We start from the raw sequence: 22,264 nt of genomic DNA on the forward strand, positions 1-22,264 counted from the left end.
TCAGCGGGCCCTGGCGAAACGTTCCCAAATGATGGCGTGCAGGGCGTTCATCTCCCGGGTGATCGCCTGGCTCGTACCCGGCAGCTCGCCGGAGATGAACAGCAGGATCTCGCCACTCGCGAGGATCTTCTTCTGGCTCTGGCCGCCGCGATGGACTCGTCGCTCGGTGTCGTACATCATGCCTTCGACGAACAGTCTCAGCTTCATCCTCTCCGGTCCCTCGGAGCGATCCGCCGTGCCTTCCCATTGCTGCTTCTTGCCGTTCAGCTGCTTCGCTCCGAAGTGGACGGTGAACCCCCTCGTCCGGAGCGCGTTCTCGATGTCGGCGATCCGGGCCTCGTCCGGGATCACGTCGTCGAAGTGCAGGTGCTGATGCGGCCTCAGCGGGCGGCGCGCGAAGGCGTCGTAAAGGACGAGCCGGAATCGCGAAGTGATCCAGCTGACCTCCTTGTGGCCCTTGCGGTCACCCTGGTGCCGGGTGTCTTCCTGCTCGTCGCCGTCACGTTCGTCCATCCGGCCGGTACCGTCGAAAAGCCTGCTCCGCGTACCCGACACCAAGAAGCCGGGGAGCTTGACCTCGACGCGGCCGTCCAAATTCTTCTGTTCATAGAGCTCACCTGGTTGTTCGATCTTGAGGACCATCGGTTCGGTGACGAAGACGAGTTCGTCCTTGCGGCCTTTCGCCGGGGTGTCCTTGCGCATGGGGACGTTCCGCCACTCGATGCTCCGGTCCACGGGGTTGTAGGTGATCGGGACGGGATCGGCTCCCCGGTCGGGAAAGACGAGACTGAGCGCGTGCAGGGACGTGATCGACGGCCAGTCGATCGAGACCCGTTCGACCACCGGACGCGGCGGGCGCCGTTCCACGGCCGGCCGCGAAGGATTCTGTTCGTCGTTTTCCTCCTTCTTCCACGGCAGGACCACCCTGACCTGGATCACCAGCCAGAGGAACGATTGGAAATTCGGTTGCTGACTGAGTTTCGACAGATCCGCGGTATCCGTGCCGCTCATCGAAAACGCGTGGATGTCGCTGATGGTGTCCGGGTCGAGCAGATGCGCCGAGACCCCGATCGGGATCAGTTCGGGCGGCGTGGGCGTGTAGTCGTGGCTGATGAAGCAGGCGTGCCTGTCGGTGCTCAACTCCTCGACACCGCCCGGGCTGCCCCGTCCGGACACCGGTACCCGGATCGGGAACGAACCGTAGGAGTCGTCGAGACCGAGCCTGTCGGCCAGATCGGTTTCCTGGTGGCCCGCGAAGACCACGTGCCCGATCAGGGCGCTGACCGCCTCGTCGGGCGACTGCCTGAGCAAGGCGGCGGCGACGTCGTCGCAGGCCTCACGGGTGAAATGGTCCGCACCGTCGAAAGGGACGACGATCTCGAGCTGCCCGGTGGGGTCTTCGGCGGCACCGTTCTCCGAGTTGTGGGAGATCTCCTGCTCGTAGTAGTACCTCTCGGTGACCCGGACGGTCTCGGGACGGGCACGGGCGAAGACCTCCGTCCCCGGCCCCGGCCCCGCTCGCCGGGGATCGAACTTGCTGACCACCTTGCGCATGATCTGGAAGCTGTCGCGGGGAGCCGGCATCAAGAACCCTTTCGGCGCGGTCTGCGCGTAACGCCTTCGCCCGGACGGACGCGCCCGGACGCGGGGCAAAGTCCATCGTTTGGCGGTGGCGGAACAATGACGGCCCCACTGTGTGACACAACGCGCCGGGTGACCCCGTACTAGTACGGGATCTCGTCAGAAAGTTCGCCGAACCGCCGTAACCTGCTCAGATCGGTGACCAGGACGCGGCGATAGAGCCTGTCGAGCGCGCCCGCTTCCTCCAGGAGCCTGAAGGCTTTCTCCACCGAACTCAGGCCGGTTCCCGCCAGTGAGGCGATGTCCTTCTGGGACAACGGGATTCCGAGACCTCGGCCGGTCATCGGCGATTCGCCCCATCTGCGCGTGACCTCCAGCAACGTCCTCGCGATCCGGACCGGTGCCGGGCAAGCGATCAGATCGACCCCTCGGCGGTCCGAGCCGCGCAGGCGTTCGCTCAGCACCTTCGCCAAGGCAAGGCACGTCTCCGGGCTGCGTTCGAGGAACTCCACCAGATCCGGGCTGTGGATCACTTTCGCCTGCACCGGGACGCACGCGATCACATGCGCCGAACGGGGGCGCCGTTCGAGCGCCGCCATTTCCCCGAGCAGGTCGCCCGCTCCCCGGACGGCGATCACCACGTCCTTGCCGCGTTCGGTGTCGACGACGATCTTGACCAGACCGGCGAGGATGAGGACGGTGTGCTGCGCCGACTCGCCTTGGCGGACGATACGTTGGTGCGCCTGGTAGTTGATCGGCATACCGAGAGCGAGCAGTGCTTCTTTGTTCCGGCGGCCGAGCAGGCCGAGCAGGGAGCCGGGTGGCCATTCCTCGACGTTCACCGGCAGCACTTTGCCGGTTGTGTTCCCACCGGACCCCGTGCTGGCACGGGATTCGGCCTGCTCGTTTCGGCGGGCGGTGCCCTCTTTCAGGAAGCGGGCAGGACGGCGGCGGCCCGCAGCGCGGGCAGGTCGACGATGGTCATCCGCCGGTAGCCGGTGTCGAGGATCGCCCGGTGCCGCAACTCGGTGAGCGATTTGTGCACGGTCGGCTCGGCGGCGCCGATCAACGCGGCGAGTTCGGGCTGGGTGAGCGGGAAACCGATCTCCCAGCCGCGCGAAGTGAGGCTGCCGTAGGTCGAGACGAGGGCGACGAGGACTCGCGCCAGGCGCACCGCGACGTCGTAGCCGCTGAAGTCGATCCGCCGATCCGTCGACCATCTCAGCTTGGCCGCCATCAGCCTGCTGACCGCCACCGCCGCGTCCGGGTGCTCCACGAGAAAACGGTGGAACTCGGCCCGTGGCGCCACGCGGGCGGACAGCCGTCCGACCGCCGTCACGGTGGCCGAACGCGGTTCCCCGTCGAAACCGGCCAGTTCGCCGATCAGATCACCGGCACCCCGGATCGCCAGCAACGCCCGGCCACCGTCGGCGGTGGTCGCTGTCACCTTGGCACAGCCTTCCAGCAGGAGAACGACGAAAGTCGTCGATTCCCCTTCGCGCATCAGCACTTCCCCAGGCCGGAAGGCTCGTCCCGTCCCGATCCGCACGAGTCCGGCGGAGGTGCCGGGGTTCACCGCGGCGCACAGTCCTCGGTCCGGCGGGATCGGAGCGCGTACGGTCATCGCCGGTCCCGGCCCTTCCCGGATTTCCGATTTCACGCCAGTAAGCTCGCGGGAAATAGCGTGCGCGTTACGCCCCGCCCCGTTCGGCCCAATCAGAAGGGACGGGTCAGAAGTTTTCCGTGCTTCCGTTCCGCTTCGTGGGTTAGTTCTTCGAGGAGTGCCCGTCTTTCCGGTCTCATTGTCGGTACGGCGAGGAACCGTAGCAGTCTCGCCGCGATTTCCCCGGGGTCGCGCGATTCGGCCGGGGTGCACGGACCGGGCACCCAGTGCAGGATCGCCTGACGGGAGGCGGTGTCCAGCGGCCCGCCGTCGCCGCGCACCGCGAGGAGCAAGGGTTCCCAGTCGCCCAGGAAAGCCAGCCCCGCCAAGCGTCCCGCTTCGACTGTCGGATGCAGCCCCGTGACGTCGAAGCCGGTGAGCACGCGGTGCGCGTCCGCGTATTCGCCGGTTTCCCGCGCGAAGTGACCCAGCGCCGCCAGAACACGGGCGTGCGGAGCGATTTCGACGATTCCGTGACGCCCCGTCGAAATCGTCTCCGTCGCGGTGGCGAGCGTACGGTTTTCGGCGATTTCGATCACGTCGGGAAGCGCATTCGTCAGCCTCGCCGCCGCGACGGCGAGTGCCCACTCCCCGTCGTCGTCACGCCGCTCGAGTACGGCCTCACAGGCGGCCGCGCTCAACGGCAGCGCGGCGTGACAGGTTCCGTCCCATGAGGGCGCGTACAGCGCCAGTTCCCCGATCGCGCCGTCGACACCGGCGACGAGAAGGTGGTCGAGTTCGTCCGGCGCCGGGCTGGTGTGGGCCAGCATCGTGCTCCACGGCCAGAACAACCGTGCCGCCAGCTCGCGTTCACGGAGGACTCGTGCCGCGGTCCGGGACACGGCGAATCCCCGTCGAGGATCGGCTCGCACCACGGCGTGGCACAGCGCGGCCAGCCCTTCGATCCGGTCGGCCTCGACGACGGGGGCGAGTTCGGTGACCAGCTTCTCCACCTGATCGACGGCGATGGGCGAGGCCGCCGCGTTCGCGGCGATCAGCAGCAGATGCAGCGGTGACGTGGCCCGGACGGGGAGGACCAGCGCGTCGCGGTCCTGGGAAGCGCCGGAAAGCATCTGGTGGGCCAGAAGGACGGCTTCGGACTCGGGTAGTGCCGGATATCGGGAAAGCGCGTCCGGAGGCAGCGGTTCGGACGGGCCCTCGGACAGCAGATCACCGACTTCGTAAGCGATCCCATAGGAGAACCGCCTGCTGATCAGATCCGCCGGGGAGTCCTTCCACTTCAGCGACTTCACCCGCAGTTCGTTCGCCTTCCGGATCCCCCTGCTGCCGGACATCTTCGGAAGCCGCTCTTCGAGATCGCGAAGACCGCGTGCCGCCAGCTCGGCCCGTACCTTGCGCAGCCGGGGCGGCACCAGGACCGAGAGCCGGCGCAGGACGCCATCGGCCGCGAGAGCGAGCTGCGAATCGTCCGCCTCGAGCAAATCCGCCAGGAGCACCTCGAGCCCCCTGATCCGCGCGGCGTCGATCACCGCGATGGCCGCGATCAGGACTTCGGCCGGGTACTGCCCCGCCAGGAGTTCACCGAGGCCGTAGCGGCCCCAAACGCCGAAGATCGGGTCGGAAGGCGCCGACCTGGCGCGGAGTTCGAGTACTTCCAGGATCTCGAGCCTGGTCGAGGCGGGGGTCCATGGGTCGTGGAGAACCTCGGAAAGTACTTGGCGGGCGGGCGGGATCCCGGTCAGCAGCAGGGCTTCCGCCACCGAACGATGCGTATGGGAACCCGCCCGGCGATCGGTGAGCGACGCTTTCCACTCCGGCACCTGACCGAGCGCCAGCACCGGCCGGAACGCCAGCATCCTTGCCGCGAACCGCGGATCCGCCGAGACCACGCTCCGCGCCATCCGGTCCACGACGGCGTCCGGTGTACTCGGCGACCTCGCCGCGAGGACGCAGATGTCACGCCACGCGAAGGTCCGCGCCCGATCCTCGGCGAAGTCACCGGACAACGCCCGCGTGGCGAAGTAGTCGCGCTCGGCGAGCCTGAGGAAGCGCACGCCCTCCGGGCCCGATTCCAGGATTCCGCGCGCGAGCAGGCCGCCCAGCTCGAAACCCGGCCGGACCGGCTCGCCGGTGTCGACGGCCGCGGCCGCCACCGAGGCCAGCGCCTTGATCTCCTGTTCGGTCAGATCACCCGCGAAATAGTGCTCGTACAGGGCACCGATCGACACGGAAGGCTGACTTCCCGCCGCGGCCTCGGCGAGCATCGCGACCAGCCCCGGAGGAGCTCCCCCATCGGCGCGATGCGTCTCGGCGAGCGTGGCCGCCAGCTCTTTCCGCATGCTCGCCTGGAGCGGACGTCTGCTGAGGAACCAGGTGATGTCCTGTTCGTCCCAGAGGGCCAACCTGAGCACCGGGAGCCCGAACGCCTCCGCCGCACGGCCACCGTCGCGCGCGGCGACCGTCAGGCGGACCCGGGGGAAGCGGGTGAGCAGTGAACGGGCCCACTCCGCGATCCGGTCGTAGCCCGCGGCCGGGATCTCTTCGAGACCGTCGAGCAGCAGGTGGACGGCGCCGAGCACAAGCGCTTCCCGGGGTGTTTCCAGGCTCGGCCCCGCCGGATCCGCCAGGAGTTCGGCCGCTGTCGTCAGCACGGGGAACCGCAACGGGCCGGAGCCCGGCCCGGGTCCGGCGATGTCCAGGGCGCGCCAGTAGGCCACTTCCCTGAGCAGACGTGACTTCCCGGTCCCCGGTCCGCCGGTCACCACCGCCGAGTCCTCGTGATCGGCCGCCAGAGGGAATTCACCGTGGTCGCGGGAAAGCCGGACGATCAGCTCCCGCGCCCGCTCCAGATCACGCGTCCGGATGAACCGATCACGCAGTTCGTCGACCGCCGGCGCCTCCAAACCCGGACTCCGCGCGTCCACGGCTGTCAGCAGTGCCGTCAGCATCGGCGCGGCCCCCGGCCGGGCGAGGTCGACTTCCGGGGAGATCCTGCTGAACAGTTCGGGAAGCAGACTCCAAGAGGTGAAAGGGTTCTCTGCCGTCAGCCACTCCGTGGCCACCGCGGCGACGGCGTGCGTCGCGCGCAACGCGTGTTCGGGATGCGATGCCCATTTCACCGTGCGGTACGCCGACAAGTGCAGCACCGCCGCGTAGTCGAGCCAGGCGCCGTCAAGCGGGTAGTGGCGCTGGGACGCCGACCGCACCTCGGAGAGGATCTGAAAAGCGACGAGTGCCCGGCCTTCGAAGAACTCCTCGAAGATCCGGTCGAGTTCGGCGACGTCCGTCGCCAATGGCCTGACGCGGGTGGAGAGCGCGAGCAAGCGCTGGATCCGGACGAGGTCGGCGTACGGGAGTCCGGCGAAGACATCGCGCATCAGGCCGACCTCGAGCCACGCCGCGTCCGACAGCACCGGACGGTCCTCGGCCGTCCGCGCGAAATCTATCAGCACCGGACGGCCTTCGACGCACATCACGTTGCGGGCGTTGAGATCACCGTGCACGACTCCGCGCACCCTGCCGAATCGTGGCTCGGTCAGCGCGGGCCGCAGCCCATCGGCGGGATCGGCCGTCCGCACCCCGTCCGCGACGACCGAGCGCTCGTCCCTTTCCAGGGAAACGAAAGCGCCGTCGAGCGCGTGACGCTGTCCGGAAAACCTGCTCCGGATCACCCGTCCGGAAAGGGCGGAACCGTCGTCGTCCCCCGACAGTTCGACCCGGACTTCGGGATTTCCGGAGTCCGCGATCCGCAGTTCCTGCCCGGGACCGAACTCACCGTTGCCGAGAGAGACTTCGAGAACGTCCTCCAGATAGATCGGATCTCCAAGCACCTCGCCGGGACTGAGGACGAGATCGGGCCCCAAAGTCGGGTTGAGATCCCGCAAGCTCCGCGAAGAAAGGACGTCCCTGCGATTGTGGAAAGGGGTGGCCATCTGAGCGAAGAGATCCCGGATCACCTGCCGGACGGCCGAGACCGAGGCGGGATCGGCGAGCGCCGTCCGGACGAGGTCCTCCAGGGTCGGCACCGTGGTCCTCGGCTTGCCCGCGTAGTCGGCGACGTGCGAATACACGACGGCCTCGATCTCACCGTCGCGCTTCCCGCCGATGTCCGAGGCCCCTTGCGTCGCCTCTTGAATGGGAGCGCACACCGCGGCCGGATACGGGACGAGCAGCCGCCGGTAATTGTCGAACTCGGCCGCCATTTCCTCGGCGCGGCCGATCTTCACCACCCGCTGCCGGTATTCCGCGCCCGCCAGCAAGGCGATCTCGAGGACCAAGGCCCCGCTCCGGCCACCGTCCATCACCCTGGTGATTTCGATCCGTTCGACCGGTCCCTGCCAGCCTTGCCCGGATCGGCCGATACTGTGCAACGCGTGCCAGATCATGCCTTTCCGGCCCGGCGGTATTTCGACGTTTCCCGAGAAGATCTCGACGTCGGCCACCTGAACCTCCCCGGCGAGGCGCCCCTGCGTAGGGTGACACCCTAGCGAGATCCTGGCGCCCGGCAACACCGGAGGTGGCATGTCGCAAGACCCTCGTCGTGAGGAATGGGCGGCCGTGTGCACCCGGCTGCGACGGCTCGCCGGTGACGCGAACTGGTTTTCGCTCCGTCCGGATTTCGACGACTTGACGGCGTCGACCCGCACCGGGGAAGACACCCTGGACGGCTGGCACGCCCTCGAGGCCGAGCTCGCCCGCCGCGCCGAGGTGGAGCTGGACCATGTCGTCCGTCACGGCAAAGGCGGCGACGCGCACGCGTATCGAGGTGACGGCTCGCAGACGAGACACGGCTGCCCGCGCGAGATCTGCGATCGCGTCGCTTGGGCCCCGGCGGGCGCGCCGCCGGAATGCCTTCTGTTCGGTGCGCCGATGCACGAGCTGCCCTGACCCCCGCGCTGCCCTTTCGGTCAGTACCGTCGGCCGTGCGGTCCGAAAACCGCCGCACCGGGCCGAACCACGTTAGCGTCGGAGAAGCGGCCGGCGACGTCCTGGATTCGGTGTTTCTCCACAACCCCCCGGTGAAAGCACCGCACCGGACGGCGACCGGTCCCGCGCAGACGGATGTGCGCCGGCTGACCGCCGGCGCGCATCCGGTCGCGGCTTTCGGGCCGACCCACCGTCCATAGGGGCCAGAACCCGTCCGATGCGCACGTCGTGGCGGCCTTCCCGGCTCAAGATGGCGGACGTGGACGAGGTGACCGAGCAGATCCTGGAGCGTGTCACCGGCACGGGCGCCCCCTGCGTTTGGGTGACCGGACCGGCGGGCGCCGGCCGGACCACGCTGCTCGCCCGGCTGTGTGAGCGGCTTTCCGCGTCCGGGCAAGGGGTTTCGAGCGTGCGCTTCACGCAGGACGGCGATCTGGCGCCCGGCGGCTTTCCCTGGCCCGTACCGGCGACGGGCGCGGCCGACGATCTCGCGGTGGCCGGACGGGCGGCGCGATCCGTGGCCGCGCCGATCCTCGGCGGTGGCAGGCACGTGCTGATGCTCGACGACACCCAGTGGATGGGCCGCGATTCCCTCGCCGTCCTGGACGCCTTGATCCGCCGCCTCGACGGCACCTCGGCCCGAGTGGTCTGTACCACCCGTACCCCGGTCCGCGACGTGGCCGAAGGGCTCGCCATGGTGCGGCGGCTGCGGGCCGACGGGCTGGTGCATCCGGTACGGCTGCTGCCGTTGAAGGCCGACGAGATCACGCGACCGGTCGTCGAAGAGCTGGGCGCCGTACCGAGCGCTTCGCTGCGGGACCGGCTGCACGAACTCAGCCGGGGAGTGCCCGCCGCACTGCACCAGGCGCTGGACCTGCTGCGCGCGCAGGGCGCCATCCGGATCGTCGACCGGCGCGCGTATCTCGTCCCCGGCACCGTGGTCCCGCTGCGGTCCGTGCACCTGGACCGCGAGCGGCTCGCTGTCGCGAAGGCGGCCGCCGTCCTGCACCCGCTCGGCGAGGCGATGCCGTCGCTGATCAGCGGGGTGCTGGCGCAGGATCCCGCGGAAACCCTTGCGGCGCTGGAAGTCCTGCGCGCCGACGGGGTGCTGCACCGCGGCCGCGGATGGCGGTTCACCGTACCGGTGGTGGCTTACGCGCTGATCGCCGAACTCGGGCCTTTCGAGCGGCGGAGGTTCTCCGCGGCCGCCGTCACCGCGTTGTGGAACGGGACCGCGTACACGTCGGACCCGTACTATCTCGCCGACCGGATCGCCGAGGCGGGCAAGCTGATCGACCCGCGGCGCGCCCTCGCCGAGCTGCTCGACAACGCGGCCTTCCTGCCCGACGACCAGACCACCCGCGGCGCGCGGTGGCTGCGCGCCGCCGTCGAGCTGACCGAAGACCGGCCGCAACGGGCGAGGGTGACCCTCCTCCACACGATGTGGTGCCATCTCAACGGCGATCACGAACAGAGCCTCGCGGGAACGCGGCGGCTGCTGGAGGAATTCCCCGACCGCCTTTCCGCCGACGCCGCGCAGGAAGCCCAGTCGATCGCCGTCTGCGCGCTGCACAACTCCGGCAACACGGCCGAACTGGCGAGGATCGCCACGAACCCGCCGGAATGGTCGGTGGCGTCGAGCGCGATCGCGCTGAGCCTGCTCGACCGATGGGCCGAAGCGGCCGAACTGCTGGCGGAGAACGACTCGTGGCGGACCGAATCGACGGTTTCCGCGATGCTGGGCGAACTCTTCGGCGGTCTGGCCGAACTCTGGACCGGCCGGTCCGCGCGGTTCGGCGCGAACCTGACCGAACGCGAGCGGTGGCCGTTGAGGACGGCGAGGCGGCCCAGGAACGACCAGATCACGTCGTATGTCACCGCGCTGCTGGTGCTGGGCGAACGGGCGCGCGCGGAAAAGCTGCTCGCCGACGAGGTCTTCCCGGAGACAGGCCTGCGCGACAGCGAACGTTCGATGCTCGCGGCCATGCGCGGCGACTCCTCGCGCGCGGTCGACTTCGCCCACCGCAGCGTGGCCGACCGGTCGCGGCGCGGCTACGACACCGGCTCGGCCGCGATGCACCTCTCGACCGTGTCGGTCCTGCTGTCGCAGGGACGGTTCACCGCGGCGCGGGAACTGCTGACCGCCGCCCGCGCCACGGCACCGATGCTGGCGCATCTGCTGGACATCGCGGAAGCCCGCGTCGACACCGCGTTGGGCGAAACCGACCGCGCCGCCAGACGCCTGCACGCGGCGACCTGCGGTTTGGCTGTCGGCACGGACATCGCCTGGGCCGATCTCGCCGAACTGGCGTTGCGGAAGAACGACCGGGCCGGCGCGAAGAAGGCCCTCGACGCGCTGGAAGACCTCGCTTCCGCGATGCCGACCGGACGGGTGCTGCTGCATCGTCACCTGGTCCGGGCCTGCCTCGGCCACGAATCCGACGGCGAATGCCTCTGGCTGGCCCGCGAACGCGCGCAGCCGCTCGAACTGGTCATCGCGGCCGAACGCCTGGTGCGCCACGGCGCGACGGATCCGAAGGTGCTCACCGAGGTGTACGAGGTTCTCGGCTCGATGGACGCGCTGCTGTACCGCGCGCGGCTGCGGAACCTGATGCGGGAGAACGGGATCGAGACACCCGGCGGTCCGGAAGAGACGGTCGCCGAGAACGAGCACCTGCTGGCGCTGCTGGCGGGCGAAGGGCTGACGAACGAACAACTGGCGACGGCGCTGCAGACGAGCCAGAAAAGTGTGGAGGGGCGCTTGAGCCTGCTCTTCACGCGGACCGGCTACCGGTCCCGGATCGAACTGGCCACGGCGCTGCTGAACGGCCGATACGCCTCGTGAGCGCGCCGGACATCCGGGTGGCGGTCTACACGGCCGACCCGCTGACCCTGGCGGGGCTGGTGGGCATGCTGTCGCGGGCGGCGGCACTCGAGGTCGTGCCGCCCGGCGTCCGGGGCGCGGACGTGCTGGTGGCCGCCGAGGATCCGGCCGACCACGAACTCCCCGTCCTCCGGCGTGCGGTGACCGAACAAGGCGTCCTGCCCGGCGTGCTGATCGCCGGCCCGCTGCCCCCGGCGGGCTACCGCTCGGCCGCGACCTCCGGGGTGCGCTGCGCCCTGCCGCGGCTGGAGGTCCGGCCGGAACGGCTGATCGCGGAGGTCACGTCCGCGCGGACGGCTGTCGCGACCTCCGCCGTCCGGCTGGCCGCCGGATACGACGCCCTGGTGAGCGGCCCGGACGAGCCCTCGCGGTTCCACGAACGCGAGATCCGCGTCTTGCGGATGATCGCGGAGGGCAGGGACACCGCGGAGATCGGCGAGGCGATGGGCTACTCCCAGCGCACCATCAAGAACATCCTGCACCAGGCCCAGCACCGGCTGGCGCTGCGGAACCGGGCGGAAGCGGTGGCCGCGGCCATCCGGGCCGGGCTGATCTGAGGGCGTGACTCGCGGTGTCGCGGCACCCCTGTCTAGATGACCCCGGCCCGGACGGCGTACGCGACGGCGTGCGGCCGGTTCTTCAGTTTCAGGCGTCCGGTGATCCCTTGGATGATGTGCTTCACGCTGCGTTCCGAGTAGCAGAGCTCGCCCGCGATCTCGACGGTGTCCTTGCCGTCGGCCATCAGGCGCAGCACGTCGATCTCGCGTGTGGTGAGCCCGGCGGTGTTGACGCCCATCGGGTCGAGCACCTCGCGTTGCAGCCGCTCGACGTGCTTGAGCAGTTCGCCGAGCAGGCTCGGCGGGAGGACCCCGCCGCCGGAGGCCGCCGCGCGGACGGCGTGGGCGAGCCGCTCGCCGGTCGTCGCCGAACGCGGCAGGACCGCGACCACCCGGCATTCGATCGCGGGGACCAGTTCAGCCTCGCTGATCTGGCTCACCACGAGCACCACCGGCTTGCCGTCCTCGGAGGCCAGCCGTCGCAGCCACAGCACGATCTCGGGCGTCAGCCACTCGGCGGCGAACACCAGTACGTCGGTCTCGGCGCGTTGCTCCCAGTCCCGGATGTCGATCCCCTGCTGCGTGCCCAGCTGACTGGCCAGGCCTGCCGTGGTGATCGGATCGGGCGCGTGCACCGCCACGGTGATCTGTCGGGTTTCCGTGTCCACCTCTGTCCCCTCCGCTTGATCCGCGGCCCCAGTCGGATGGGACACAGTCTGCGAAGGAGCTCTTCACGAACTCTCCACGAGTTCTCAACGAGGTGTGAAGAACTTCGTGGCCAGCTGAAACGCCTCCACGTACTTGGGCAGCTCGTCGAGGATCTCGCGGAGCCTGTCCTCGGGTCCGGTGTAGTCCGGGTCGGCGAGGAGGGCGTAGCCGTAGGCCAGCGTCCGCCGAAGCTCGGCGACACGCGCTTCGGCCTCGTCGGCGTCGAGCATCAGCCTGCCGCCGTGGGCGAGGCTGAGCAGGACATCACCGGCGAAGCGCTCTTGATCCTGGCTCACCGATACAGCATGCACAGCCACGCATGCCATCGACAGGGCCGGACGACACTCTGCCCCCGAGAACGCCCGGCTTTGCCCAGTCGTCCCTCGTCTGTCCGCATCTTGAAAACCACATGAACGGGCACTCGACCCCGGGCCGTTCACGGTGGTGAACCCCCGGAACCGGACTGCCCTGGCAAAACGCGAGAATGTCTCATGACCAGCGGACGAAACCCACACGCTGAGTGCCCGATTGATTGCGAAACCCACAACGGCCCCACTAGGATTTTCACCGGGCGCGATGCTCTTTTCGAAAGTCGGACGCACAGGCGGCAGGTCATGGACGAGGTTCCCTCGCTGACGGTGCGGCTGCTGGGCGGTTCCCCTGCCCGGCACGGCTCCGGCGAGATCGCCCTCGGTCCCGCCCAGCGGCAAGCGGTCTTCGCCGCGCTCGCCCTGCACGCCGGCCAGTTCGTCTCCCGCAAGGACATCATCGACGCCGTCTGGGGTGAACGGCCCCCCGACAGCGCCACCGGAATCGTGTACACCTACGTCTCCGCGCTGCGCCGCGCGCTGGAACCCGTGGGCGAGCCGCTCGTCGCCACCCGCGCCGGCTACAGCCTCGACCTGCCCAGACAGCAGGTGGACGTCCACGTCTTCGAAGCCGAGCTGGAACGGGCCCGCACGCATCGGCTCGCGGGCGCGCCCCACCGGGAGCTGGAGTCGCTGCGTTCCGCGCTCGGGCAATGGCGGGGTTCCGCGCTCAACGGCATCCCCGGCCCGTTCGCCGAAACCCAGCGCGCCCGGCTGAACGAACTGCGCATGGGCGCGCTCGAACGCCAAGCCGAGGTCGCGCTGCACCTGGGCGGCTATCGCGAACTCGTGGGCGAGCTGGCCGTGCTGGTCGAACGTCATCCGTTGCGCGAAGGTCTGCACCGCATGCTGGTCACCGCGTTGTTCCGGTCCGGCAGGCAGGCCGAGGCGCTGGCCGCGTTCGACAGCGCCCGCGAGACGATCATCGAGCAATCCGGGCTCGAACCCGGTCCGGAACTGCTGGCCCTGCGGCAGCGGGTCCTGGACGGCGACCCGTCACTGCACCACCAGGACCAGCCCGAACGCCACAAGCCGACGCAGGCGCTGCCCGAACGGCCGTCCGCGTTCGTCGGCCGCGAGTTCGAACTGGGCCGGTTGCGCCGCCGGCTGTCCGCCCTGCTGGACGAGGGCCGCGGCGGGACGGTGTGGCTGGACGGCGAGGCGGGCAGCGGCAAGAGCGCGTTCCTGGCGGAAGCCCTCGCGACGGCGAGAAACCGGACAAACTGGGTCGAAGCCGATGAACTGACCAGCGCGGTCCCGCTGAGCCTCATCGCCGACTGCCTCGGCGGCGAAGCGCTCGACAAGCTCAGCAAGACGGTCACCGAGCTGTGCGAGACCGGGCCGCGGGTACTGGTCTTCGAGGATCTGCATTGGGCCGACGAGGAAAGCCTGCTCGCCTGGCAGCAGCTCCACCGGCTCACCGCGCATCTGCCCTTGCTGCTGATCGGCTCCGCGCGCCCGCTCCCCCAGCGCCGCACGCTCGACGTCCTCCGCTCGCGTCTCGACGGCGAGATCATCTCGCTGCCGCCGTTCGACGGCCCGGCCGTCACCGCGCTCGCCGAGGAGACCCTGGCCAGGGATCCCGGCGAGGACTTCCTCGGATTCGCCGCCGAGTACACCGCGGGCAACGCCGCTTACCTGTGCGAGCTGTTCGCCGAGTTCGCCGACGGCCGCGATCTGGCCACCACTCCGCACAGCCGGGCCGCCGCCGTGGTGGAAGATCATCTCGCCACGCTTTCCGTCGCGGGCAAGCGAACGCTGACTTCGGCCGCGTTGCTCGGCTCGTCGTTCACCGTCGCCGACCTCGCCGGTGTCACCGGCCGCGAGCTGCGGGTGCTCATCGAAGAGGTCGAGGAGGCGCTCGCCGCGCGCGTGCTGGAAACCGAAGGGGATCGCCTGCGGTTCCGCGTCCCCCTGGTGCGCTCGGTGTTCGCCGCGAACACCCCGCCCGCCATCCGCGCCGTGCTGCACCAGGAGATCGCCGCGACCATGGCCGGTTCCGGCGCGCCAGCGGACCGCGTCGCCGAGCAGTTGCTGCAGGTGGGCGACGAGCTGACGGCGCGCTGGATCCCGCAATGGGTGCTCGACAACGTCGGCGCGCTGTCCACCGGGCCCGCGGTCGAACTGCTCCACCTGCTTTCGCACCAACGGAACCTCACCGAGGAACAGCACCAGAGCCTGGCGGGCGAACTCGCCGCGCTCCTGCTGCCCGAAACGGACGCCGTACCCTTCTCTCCCGCGACACGCCACCTGGGGGCCGCCCAGCCCTGGTGCGCGCCGCTGCACGCGCTCACCCGGGTGCGCAACCAGGACGCCACGCGCACGTCCTAAACTGCGGGGACCACGGTAGTGATCCGGCCACTTTCGGTGAGAACGAGAAATGGAGCCGGCGTGACGAACGGGCTGCGCGTCGAGCTGCTCGGGCCGCCTCGTGCCTGGCTCGAAGACGTCGAGCTGAAGCTCGGGCCCGCCCGTCAGCGCGCGGTTTTCGCCACCCTGGCGGCGCGCTGCGGCCAGTCCGTCTCACTCGGCGAACTGATCGCCGACGTCTGGGGCGGATCGGCGCCCGCCAGCGCCACCGGCAGTGTCCACACCTACGTTTCCGGTCTGCGCGGGGCGATCCGCAAGGCGGGCGGCGCCGCGCACGAAATGCTGCATTCGTCCGGATCGAGCTACGTGCTGCGGCTGGACCGCGAGGCGCTCGACGTCCGACTGTCCGAACAGGACGCCGCCGAGGCCCGCCGCCTGCTCGCCCGCGCGGACCAGCGTGGCGCGGCCGCGCGGCTCACCACCGCGCTCGGCCGCTGGCGCGGCGAGGCCTATTCCGGCGTACCGGGCCCGTTCGCCGAAGCAGAACGCGTCCGCCTCGCGGAACTCCAGCTGACCGCCACCGAACTGCGGGCCGCGGCCCTGCTCGGCCTCGGCGACCACCGTGAACTGGTCGCCGAGCTGACGGCCTTGGTCCAGCGGCATCCGTTGCGCGAGTCACTGCACGAGACGCTCATGCGCGCCCTGCACGCGAGCGGGCGGCAGACCGAAGCGCTGACCGCCTACCGCGACGCCCGGCGCGTGCTCCGTGACGAACTCGGCGTCGAGCCCGGCGTCCCGCTGCGCGAACTGCACCAGCGGATCCTCGACGGCACCGAAAAACCTGTCACCGGATCGAAACCCGTTCCGGTCCGCGTCGTGCCGCCACCGGTGGCCAAGGCGATCGAACGCGGCGGCCAGGGTCATCTGCCCGGCCGGACCCGTCAGGTCGAACGCCTGGACGGGTTCGTCACGGACCTGCTCGCCGGCCGCGGCCGTCCGGTCTGGCTCGAAGGCGAACCGGGGATCGGCAAATCGGAACTGCTGATCGCCGGGCTGGCGAGCGCCGGGGCGCGCGGCTGCCAGCTCGCCTGGACCGCGGCCGACGAGCTCCAGCAACGGTTCCCGCTGCAGGTGATCATGGAATGCCTCGGCGTGCACCACGGCGCCGCGGATCCGGCCAAGGCCAAACTGGCCGGTGAGCTGCACGCCGAGCCCGCGCACGGGAACTGGGGCCCCACCGACCCGATCCTGTCCACTGTGGACAAACTGCTGGCGCTGGTCGACGAGACCTGCGCGGCCGGCCCGCTGGTGCTGGTGATCGACGACCTCCACTGGGCCGACGAGGCCAGCGTGCTGCTGTGGCAACGCCTCGCCGCCGCCACCCGCCAGCTGCCGCTGCTGCTGGTCGCCGCCACGCGCACCGGGCACGGCCGCCGGGATCTGGCCCAGCTGCGTCGCGGGATCGAGGCGAGGGACGGCGCGATCATGCCGGTCGAGGTCCTGACCGAAGACGAGGTCACCGCCGTCTTCGAGGTGATCCTCGCGGCGAAACTGGGGCCGAGCCTGCGCCCGCTGGTCCGGCGCGCGGCCGGGAACCCGCTCTACGCCAGGGAAATCGCGCACGACCTGGTCCGCACCGGCTCGCTGCGGATCAAGGCGGGCGTGGCCGAGGTGACGCTGAACGGCACCGAGAACGCGCCGCGGTCGCTGCTGGCGGCGGTGGGCCGCACCCTGGAATGCCTCGACCCGGCCACGACCGACATCCTGCGCACCGCCTCGCTGCTGGGCGCGGAGTTCGCGGTCGAGGACCTCGCCGCGCTGGCGGGCAAGAGCCCGCTGGAGGTTCTGCAGGACCTCGAACCGGCCACCACGGCGGGGGTGATCGAGTACGCGGGCGACAAACTCGCCTTCCACCATCCTTTCCAGCGGCAGGCGCTCTACGGCGGCATCGCCGAGCCGGTCCGCGCGGCACTGCACCGCCGCGCCGCCGAGGCGCTCGCGCGCGGGGGCGCGCCGATCAAACGGGTCGCCGAGCAGCTGGCGGCCGAGCCGGTGCCGGTCGACCCGTGGCTGGTCGGCTGGCTCACCGACAACCACATCGCGGTGTCCAACCGCGCCCCGCATATCGCGGCCGACCTCCTCCGCGGCGCGCTCGACAGCACGGTGCCCACCCGCGAGCAGCGGGAGACGCTGATCGCCGCGCTGGTGCGCGTGCTGTTCCGGCTCGAACAGGATCCGGAGGCCGAGGCCGAGCAGGCGGTGAAGACGGTCGGCGACAAGGCGGATCTGGCGCAGATGCGGCATGTCCTCGCCGCGCTGCGGTACCGCCGTGGCGACACCCCCGGCGCGATCGAGGCGCTCGCCGACACGGCGGACGATCCGTCCATGCCGGAACTGTGGCGGACCAGCACCCGCACCCTGCTCGCCAACTTCCGGCGCGGCACCCTCGACGATCTCGACGAGACCGAACGGATCGCGCGCGGCCTGTACGTCGAGGCCGTCGAGGCGGGCGGGCGCTATCCCGCAGCGCACGCGCAGCAGACGCTGTGGCTCGTGCACTCGATCCGCCGCGAGCACGACAAGGCGCTGGCGGCGATCGACGCCGCGCTCGAGACCACCGGCGACGAAGCCGGCCTGGCGACGCTGCGGTTCGACCTGCTCGACAACCGCCTCTTCACTCTGCAGAACCTCGACCGGCTCGACGAAGCCGACGCCACGCTGCACGCCGGATACGAAACGGCGGCGCGACACGGGCTGCCGACCGGTCCGCAGGTCTCGGCGGCCGTGCACTACTACTGGACAGGCCGCTGGGACGAGGCGCTGGCCGAACTGGACTCGGTCACCGAGGACGGCCCGGCCATCACTTTCTACGGCGTGCGCGAGCCGGGTGCCGCCGCCCTGCTGTTGCACGGGGTCGCCGCCCTCATCGCGGGCCACCGGAACGAACGCGTCTCCGTCCGGGCTCATCTGGAAGCGGCCGAGGCACACTCGCCGTCGAACTCCGCCGAGCGTGAGAGCTGCGACTTCTATCTCGCGGCCCAGGCGATGGCCGCCGAACAGCGCGACCGGCTCGGAGACGCCCTGCGGCTGTTCGCCCCGGTGCTGCGCCCCGACTACGCGCGGATGATGCTGCGCCACCAATGGCTGCCCGACGTCGTCCGGATCGCGCTCGCGGCCGGGAACGAAGACGTCGCGAGGGAAGCGCTCGCCGTCTGCGTGGAGGAGGCGAGTCAGGAGACCGTGCCCGCCAGGGCCGCCGCGGCCGCCGCCCGGTGCCGCGCGCTGATCGACGGCGATCCGGAAGGCGTGCTGGCCGCGGCCGATCACTACCGCGAAGTCCGCCGCCCGATCGAACTCGCGGCCTCGCTGGAGGACGCCGCCGAACTCCTCGGCCGCGCCGGCTACCTCGAAGCGGCCACCCAGTCGCTCACCGAGGCGTGCGAAGTGCTCGGGCCGGTCGGCGCCATCTGGAACATCCGCCGGGCGGAAAGCAGGCTGCGCCGCTACGGCGTGCTGAGCAGGGCTGAGCAGGGCCCCCGGCACGCCGGGGCGTTGTCGCCGCTGGAACTGCGGGTCGCGCGGCTGGTGGCGGCGAAACTGTCCAATCCGGAGATCGCCGCGGAGCTGAGCCTGCCGAGGCGGACGGTGCAGTCGCTCGTTTCGCGCGTGCTGACCAAACTGCACGCCGATTCCCGGCTGACCGTCGGCGACCAGTTGCCGAGACGGCTCGCGTGAGCCGTCTCTTCGGGCAACGCCGTTGTCCCAACGGACGACACGCGCTGCCACCGCCCGATCACCACGACATAATTCGCCTGCAGTCCGTGAATCGCGCACGACCGAGGAGAGTCATGACCCGCCTGCTGGCCGGATTGGCGGCCTTCGCGCTGCTGCTCAGCGGCTGTTCGGGAAAGCCGGCGGAAACCGGCGGCCCGATCAAGCTGACCGTCGCCACCTTCGGCGAGTTCGGGTACGAGAAGCTCTTCCAGGACTACGAGAAGGCGCATCCGGGGATCACGGTCGAAGGCCGGGTCGCCGACTTCGAGACGCACCACCGTCAGCTCGCCACCGGCCTCGGCGCCGGACGCGGCGGCGCGGACGTGGTGGCGATCGAGGAGCAGTACCTCCCCAAGTTCCGCCAGTCGACGGACAAGTTCACCGATCTGTCCGAATTCGGCGCGCAGGGCCTCCGGGCGAACTGGCCCGGCTGGAAATGGGACCAGGGCACCGCGAACGACGGCAAGTTCGTGATGGGCCTCGGCACCGACATGGGCAGCCTCGCCCTCTGCTATCGCCGTGACCTGTTCGCGAACGCCGGTCTGCCCGCCGATCGCGACCAGGTGGCCGCGCTGTGGCCGACCTGGGAGAAGTTCGCCGAAACCGGGGAGAAGTTCAGCTCGAGGGCGCAGGGCGTCAAGTTCGCCGACTCGGCGGGGACCATCTACACGGCAATGCTCAACCAGGCTCAGGAGAACTACTTCGCCAAGGACGACGCGTTCATCGGCGACACGAACCCGAACGTGCGCAAGGCCTTCGACCTGGCGGGCGGGATGGCGCTGAAGAAGGAGACGGCCGCCGTCACCACCTTCACCCAGCCGTGGACGGTGGCGATCAAGCAGAGCCGGTTCGCCGCCATCACCTGCCCCGCCTGGATGCTCACCCAGATCGAAGAGGCGGGCGGCCCGGAACTGGCCGGCAAATGGGACGTCACCTCGATTCCCGGCAAGGCGGGCAACTGGGGCGGATCGTTCCTGACCGTCCCGAAGCAGGGCGCGCACCGCAAGGAGGCCTACGACCTCGCCGTCTGGCTCACCGCGCCGGAGCAGCAGAAACGGATCTTCCTCGAGAGCGGCCTGCTGCCGAGCGCGCTGGGCGCCTACCAGGACGGCGCCGTGCTTTCCCACACCAGCAAGTACTTCAGCGACGCGCCGATCGGCAAGATCTTCGCCGCGTCCGCCGAGGCACTGAGGCCGAACTACCGCGGGCTGCGCGACGGTGAGGTGCGGCCCGTGTACGGGCACGCGCTCGGCCGTGTCGAAGAGGGAAGACAAGCGCTCGACCAGGCCTGGGACCAGGCTTCGACCGAAGGCCGCGCCGCGGCCGCCAAGTGAGCGGGGACGGCGTGACACGCGGGTTTCCGGCCGGGTTCCGCTGGGGAACGGCCACGGCGGCGTATCAGATCGAGGGCTCGACGACGGCGGACGGCCGCGGACCGTCCATTTGGGACACCTTCACCGCGCGACCGGGCCGGGTGCTCGACGGCGCCACCGGAGATCCGGCTTGCGACCACTACCGGCGGTATCGCGAGGACGTCGGCCTGCTGAGCGAACTCGGCGTGCCGTACTACCGTTTCTCGGTCGCGTGGTCGCGGGTCATGCCGGACGGCCGCACGATCGAACCACGCGGGCTCGCCTTCTACGATCGCCTTGTCGACACGGTGCTGGAGCACGGGATCACCCCGATGGTCACGCTCTACCACTGGGATCTTCCTCAGGCGTTGCAGGACGAAGGCGGCTGGCCGAACCGCGATGTCGCGAGTCTCTTCGCCGACTACACCCTGACGGTCCACAAAGCACTCGGCGATCGCGTCCGGCAATGGACCACGATCAACGAGCCGTTCTGCGCCGCCTTCATCGGCTACGGCAACGGCGATCACGCGCCGGGTATCCAGGACGAGGGCGCCGCACTGGTGGCGGGGCACAACCTCCTGCTCGCGCACGGGCAGGCCGCGCAGGCGTTGCGCGCGGGCGGCGGTGAGCAGGAAGTGTCCATCGTGCTCAACTTCGCGCCGGTGCTGACCGATGTGGACGACGCCGCGCACCGCGAGGCCGCGCGCAAATTCGACTTCCTGCACAACAGGTTCTTCCTCGACCCGCTGCTCGGCCGCGGCTATCCGCCCGAGTTGCTGGCGGATCTGGAGCATCTCGGCACGCTCGAAGGGGCGATCGCGGACGGCGACCTGGAGATCGTCGCGCAGCCGCTGGACGTCCTGGGCGTGAACTATTACGCACCCGCCCGCGCCGTCCCGCTCGCGGACCCCGAGGCCGACAGCAACTGCCCGCTGCCCGGTCTGCGCGGGATGGACGTCACGCCACCCCGCGGTGACCTGACCTCGCTCGGCTGGGAGCAGCGGCCGGAGTCGTTCACCGATCTGCTGCTGTGGCTGCGTGATCACTGCCCCGGCCTGCCGCTCGTGATCGCCGAGAACGGGGCGGCCTTCGAGGACGAGGTCGTGGACGGGCGCGTGCGCGACACGAAACGCGTGCGGTACTTCGCCGAGCATCTCGCCGCCGTCCACGACGCGATCGAGCGCGGCGCCGACATCCGCGGCTACATGGCCTGGTCGTTGCTGGACAATTTCGAATGGGCCATGGGGTACACGCAGCGGTTCGGCCTCGTGCACGTCGACTTCGAGACGCAGGAGCGGGTGCTCAAGGACAGTGCCCGGTTCTACGCGGACGTGGTGGCGCGCAACGGGCTTTCATCCCCGTAGCGCGCCGCGCATGACACCGTCGACCACCTTCCTGGCCAGCAGGATGAACAGCACGATGACCGGCAGGACACCGAGCGTGGCCGCGGTGAGCATCAGCGAGTAGTCGGTGAAGTAACCGCTGGCCAGCCGTGACAGTGCCACCTGGACGGTCGGGTGTTCGTTGGGGTCGAGCACGATCAGGGGCCAGAAGAAGTCGTTCCACGCCGTCATGAACGTCAGCATCGCGAGCACCGCGGCCTGGGGGCGGATGGCGGGCATGGCGACGCTCCAGAACAGCCGCGCCGTCGAGCAGCCGTCGACGCGACCGGCGTCGAGCAGCTCGCTCGGGATCGCCTCCTCGCACGCCTGCCGCATCCAGAACACGCTGAAGGCGCCGATGAGTCCCGGCACGATCACCGCTTCCAGCCGCCCGTACCAGCCGAGTTCGCCGACCACCAGGTAGAGCGGGATGACCCCGAGCTGGGCGGGCACCATGGCGGTGCCGATCACGACCAGGAAAAGCGAGTCACGGCCGGGGAACCGCAGGCGCGCGAAGGCGAATCCGGCCATGCTGGAGAGCAGGACGTTCGACACGGTCACCGTGCCGGCGACGATCAGCGAGTTCTGCATCGCCAGCCAGAAGTCGACCGTTTCGAAGACCTTGCCCACGTTCTCGAGCAGGTTGCCGCCGGGCAGCAGCGGCGGGGTGGTCTCGCCGAGGGCGGAATTGTCCTTGGAGGACACCACGAAAGACCAGTACAGCGGGAAGATCGAGGCGATGCCGACGGCGAGCAGCAGCCCGTAGACGACGAAACCGGTCCGTTCCCTTGCCGCCAT

General features: G+C 69.9%; 14 protein-coding genes. 7 read left to right on the forward strand and 7 right to left on the reverse strand.

Annotated elements, in window-relative coordinates; genetic code table 11:
• From HDA45_RS05935 to HDA45_RS05950, 4 genes are all read right to left on the reverse strand, one after another.
• Window positions 1-1,584 (reverse strand): hypothetical protein, encoded by a 1,584-nt coding sequence (locus HDA45_RS05935; protein ID WP_184892614.1) that lies wholly within the window; start codon window positions 1,582-1,584, stop codon window positions 1-3.
• A gap of 140 nt (window positions 1,585-1,724) precedes the next feature.
• The gene (locus tag HDA45_RS05940) at window positions 1,725-2,423 is read right to left on the reverse strand and encodes a cyclic nucleotide-binding domain-containing protein (protein ID WP_184892616.1); all 699 of its coding nucleotides are present in this window, start codon (window positions 2,421-2,423) and stop codon (window positions 1,725-1,727) included.
• Window positions 2,424-2,509: 86 nt separating this feature from the next.
• On the reverse strand, window positions 2,510-3,205 hold the full coding sequence (locus HDA45_RS05945; RefSeq protein WP_184892618.1) for a Crp/Fnr family transcriptional regulator: 696 nt from the start codon (window positions 3,203-3,205) through the stop codon (window positions 2,510-2,512).
• 92 nt (window positions 3,206-3,297) lie between these two features.
• On the reverse strand, window positions 3,298-7,647 hold the full coding sequence (locus HDA45_RS05950; RefSeq protein ID WP_184892620.1) for a hypothetical protein: 4,350 nt from the start codon (window positions 7,645-7,647) through the stop codon (window positions 3,298-3,300).
• 79 nt (window positions 7,648-7,726) lie between these two features.
• Here HDA45_RS05950 and HDA45_RS05955 point away from each other — a divergent pair, with 79 nt between their 5' ends.
• From HDA45_RS05955 to HDA45_RS05965, 3 genes are all read left to right on the forward strand, one after another.
• Complete coding sequence (locus HDA45_RS05955; protein ID WP_184892622.1) at window positions 7,727-8,092, forward strand: hypothetical protein; 366 nt, start codon at window positions 7,727-7,729, stop codon at window positions 8,090-8,092.
• 256 nt (window positions 8,093-8,348) lie between these two features.
• Complete coding sequence (locus HDA45_RS05960; RefSeq protein ID WP_246480623.1) at window positions 8,349-10,976, forward strand: ATP-binding protein; 2,628 nt, start codon at window positions 8,349-8,351, stop codon at window positions 10,974-10,976.
• Entirely contained in the window at window positions 10,973-11,572 is a 600-nt protein-coding gene (locus tag HDA45_RS05965) for a LuxR C-terminal-related transcriptional regulator (protein ID WP_184892624.1), read from the forward strand. Before HDA45_RS05960 ends, HDA45_RS05965 begins: the two co-directional genes overlap by 4 nt.
• A gap of 32 nt (window positions 11,573-11,604) precedes the next feature.
• Here the strand turns inward: HDA45_RS05965 and HDA45_RS05970 are convergent, their stop codons facing one another.
• Window positions 11,605-12,240: a LuxR C-terminal-related transcriptional regulator gene (locus tag HDA45_RS05970; protein ID WP_184892626.1), complete on the reverse strand. Its 636-nt coding sequence runs from the start codon at window positions 12,238-12,240 to the stop codon at window positions 11,605-11,607.
• Between the two features lie 84 nt (window positions 12,241-12,324).
• The gene (locus HDA45_RS05975; RefSeq protein WP_184892628.1) at window positions 12,325-12,576 is read right to left on the reverse strand and encodes a hypothetical protein; all 252 of its coding nucleotides are present in this window, start codon (window positions 12,574-12,576) and stop codon (window positions 12,325-12,327) included.
• Between the two features lie 318 nt (window positions 12,577-12,894).
• Between HDA45_RS05975 and HDA45_RS05980 the strand changes: the two genes are divergently transcribed.
• From HDA45_RS05980 to HDA45_RS05995, 4 genes are all read left to right on the forward strand, one after another.
• The gene (locus HDA45_RS05980; RefSeq protein ID WP_184892630.1) at window positions 12,895-14,979 is read left to right on the forward strand and encodes an ATP-binding protein; all 2,085 of its coding nucleotides are present in this window, start codon (window positions 12,895-12,897) and stop codon (window positions 14,977-14,979) included.
• A gap of 60 nt (window positions 14,980-15,039) precedes the next feature.
• Window positions 15,040-18,693, forward strand: a complete 3,654-nt coding sequence (locus tag HDA45_RS05985) for a BTAD domain-containing putative transcriptional regulator (protein ID WP_184892632.1) — start codon at window positions 15,040-15,042, stop codon at window positions 18,691-18,693.
• Window positions 18,694-18,806: 113 nt separating this feature from the next.
• Complete coding sequence (locus tag HDA45_RS05990; RefSeq protein WP_184892634.1) at window positions 18,807-20,066, forward strand: ABC transporter substrate-binding protein; 1,260 nt, start codon at window positions 18,807-18,809, stop codon at window positions 20,064-20,066.
• 11 nt (window positions 20,067-20,077) lie between these two features.
• Window positions 20,078-21,448, forward strand: a complete 1,371-nt coding sequence (locus HDA45_RS05995) for a GH1 family beta-glucosidase (RefSeq protein ID WP_184892636.1) — start codon at window positions 20,078-20,080, stop codon at window positions 21,446-21,448.
• Here HDA45_RS05995 and HDA45_RS06000 read toward each other — a convergent pair.
• A complete protein-coding gene (locus tag HDA45_RS06000) occupies window positions 21,437-22,264 on the reverse strand; it encodes a carbohydrate ABC transporter permease (protein ID WP_184892638.1) in 828 nt (275 codons plus the stop codon). The two genes, HDA45_RS05995 and HDA45_RS06000, sit on opposite strands and share 12 nt — an antisense overlap.

It is taken from the genome of Amycolatopsis umgeniensis, assembly GCF_014205155.1.
In the GTDB taxonomy this organism is placed as follows: domain Bacteria; phylum Actinomycetota; class Actinomycetes; order Mycobacteriales; family Pseudonocardiaceae; genus Amycolatopsis; species Amycolatopsis umgeniensis.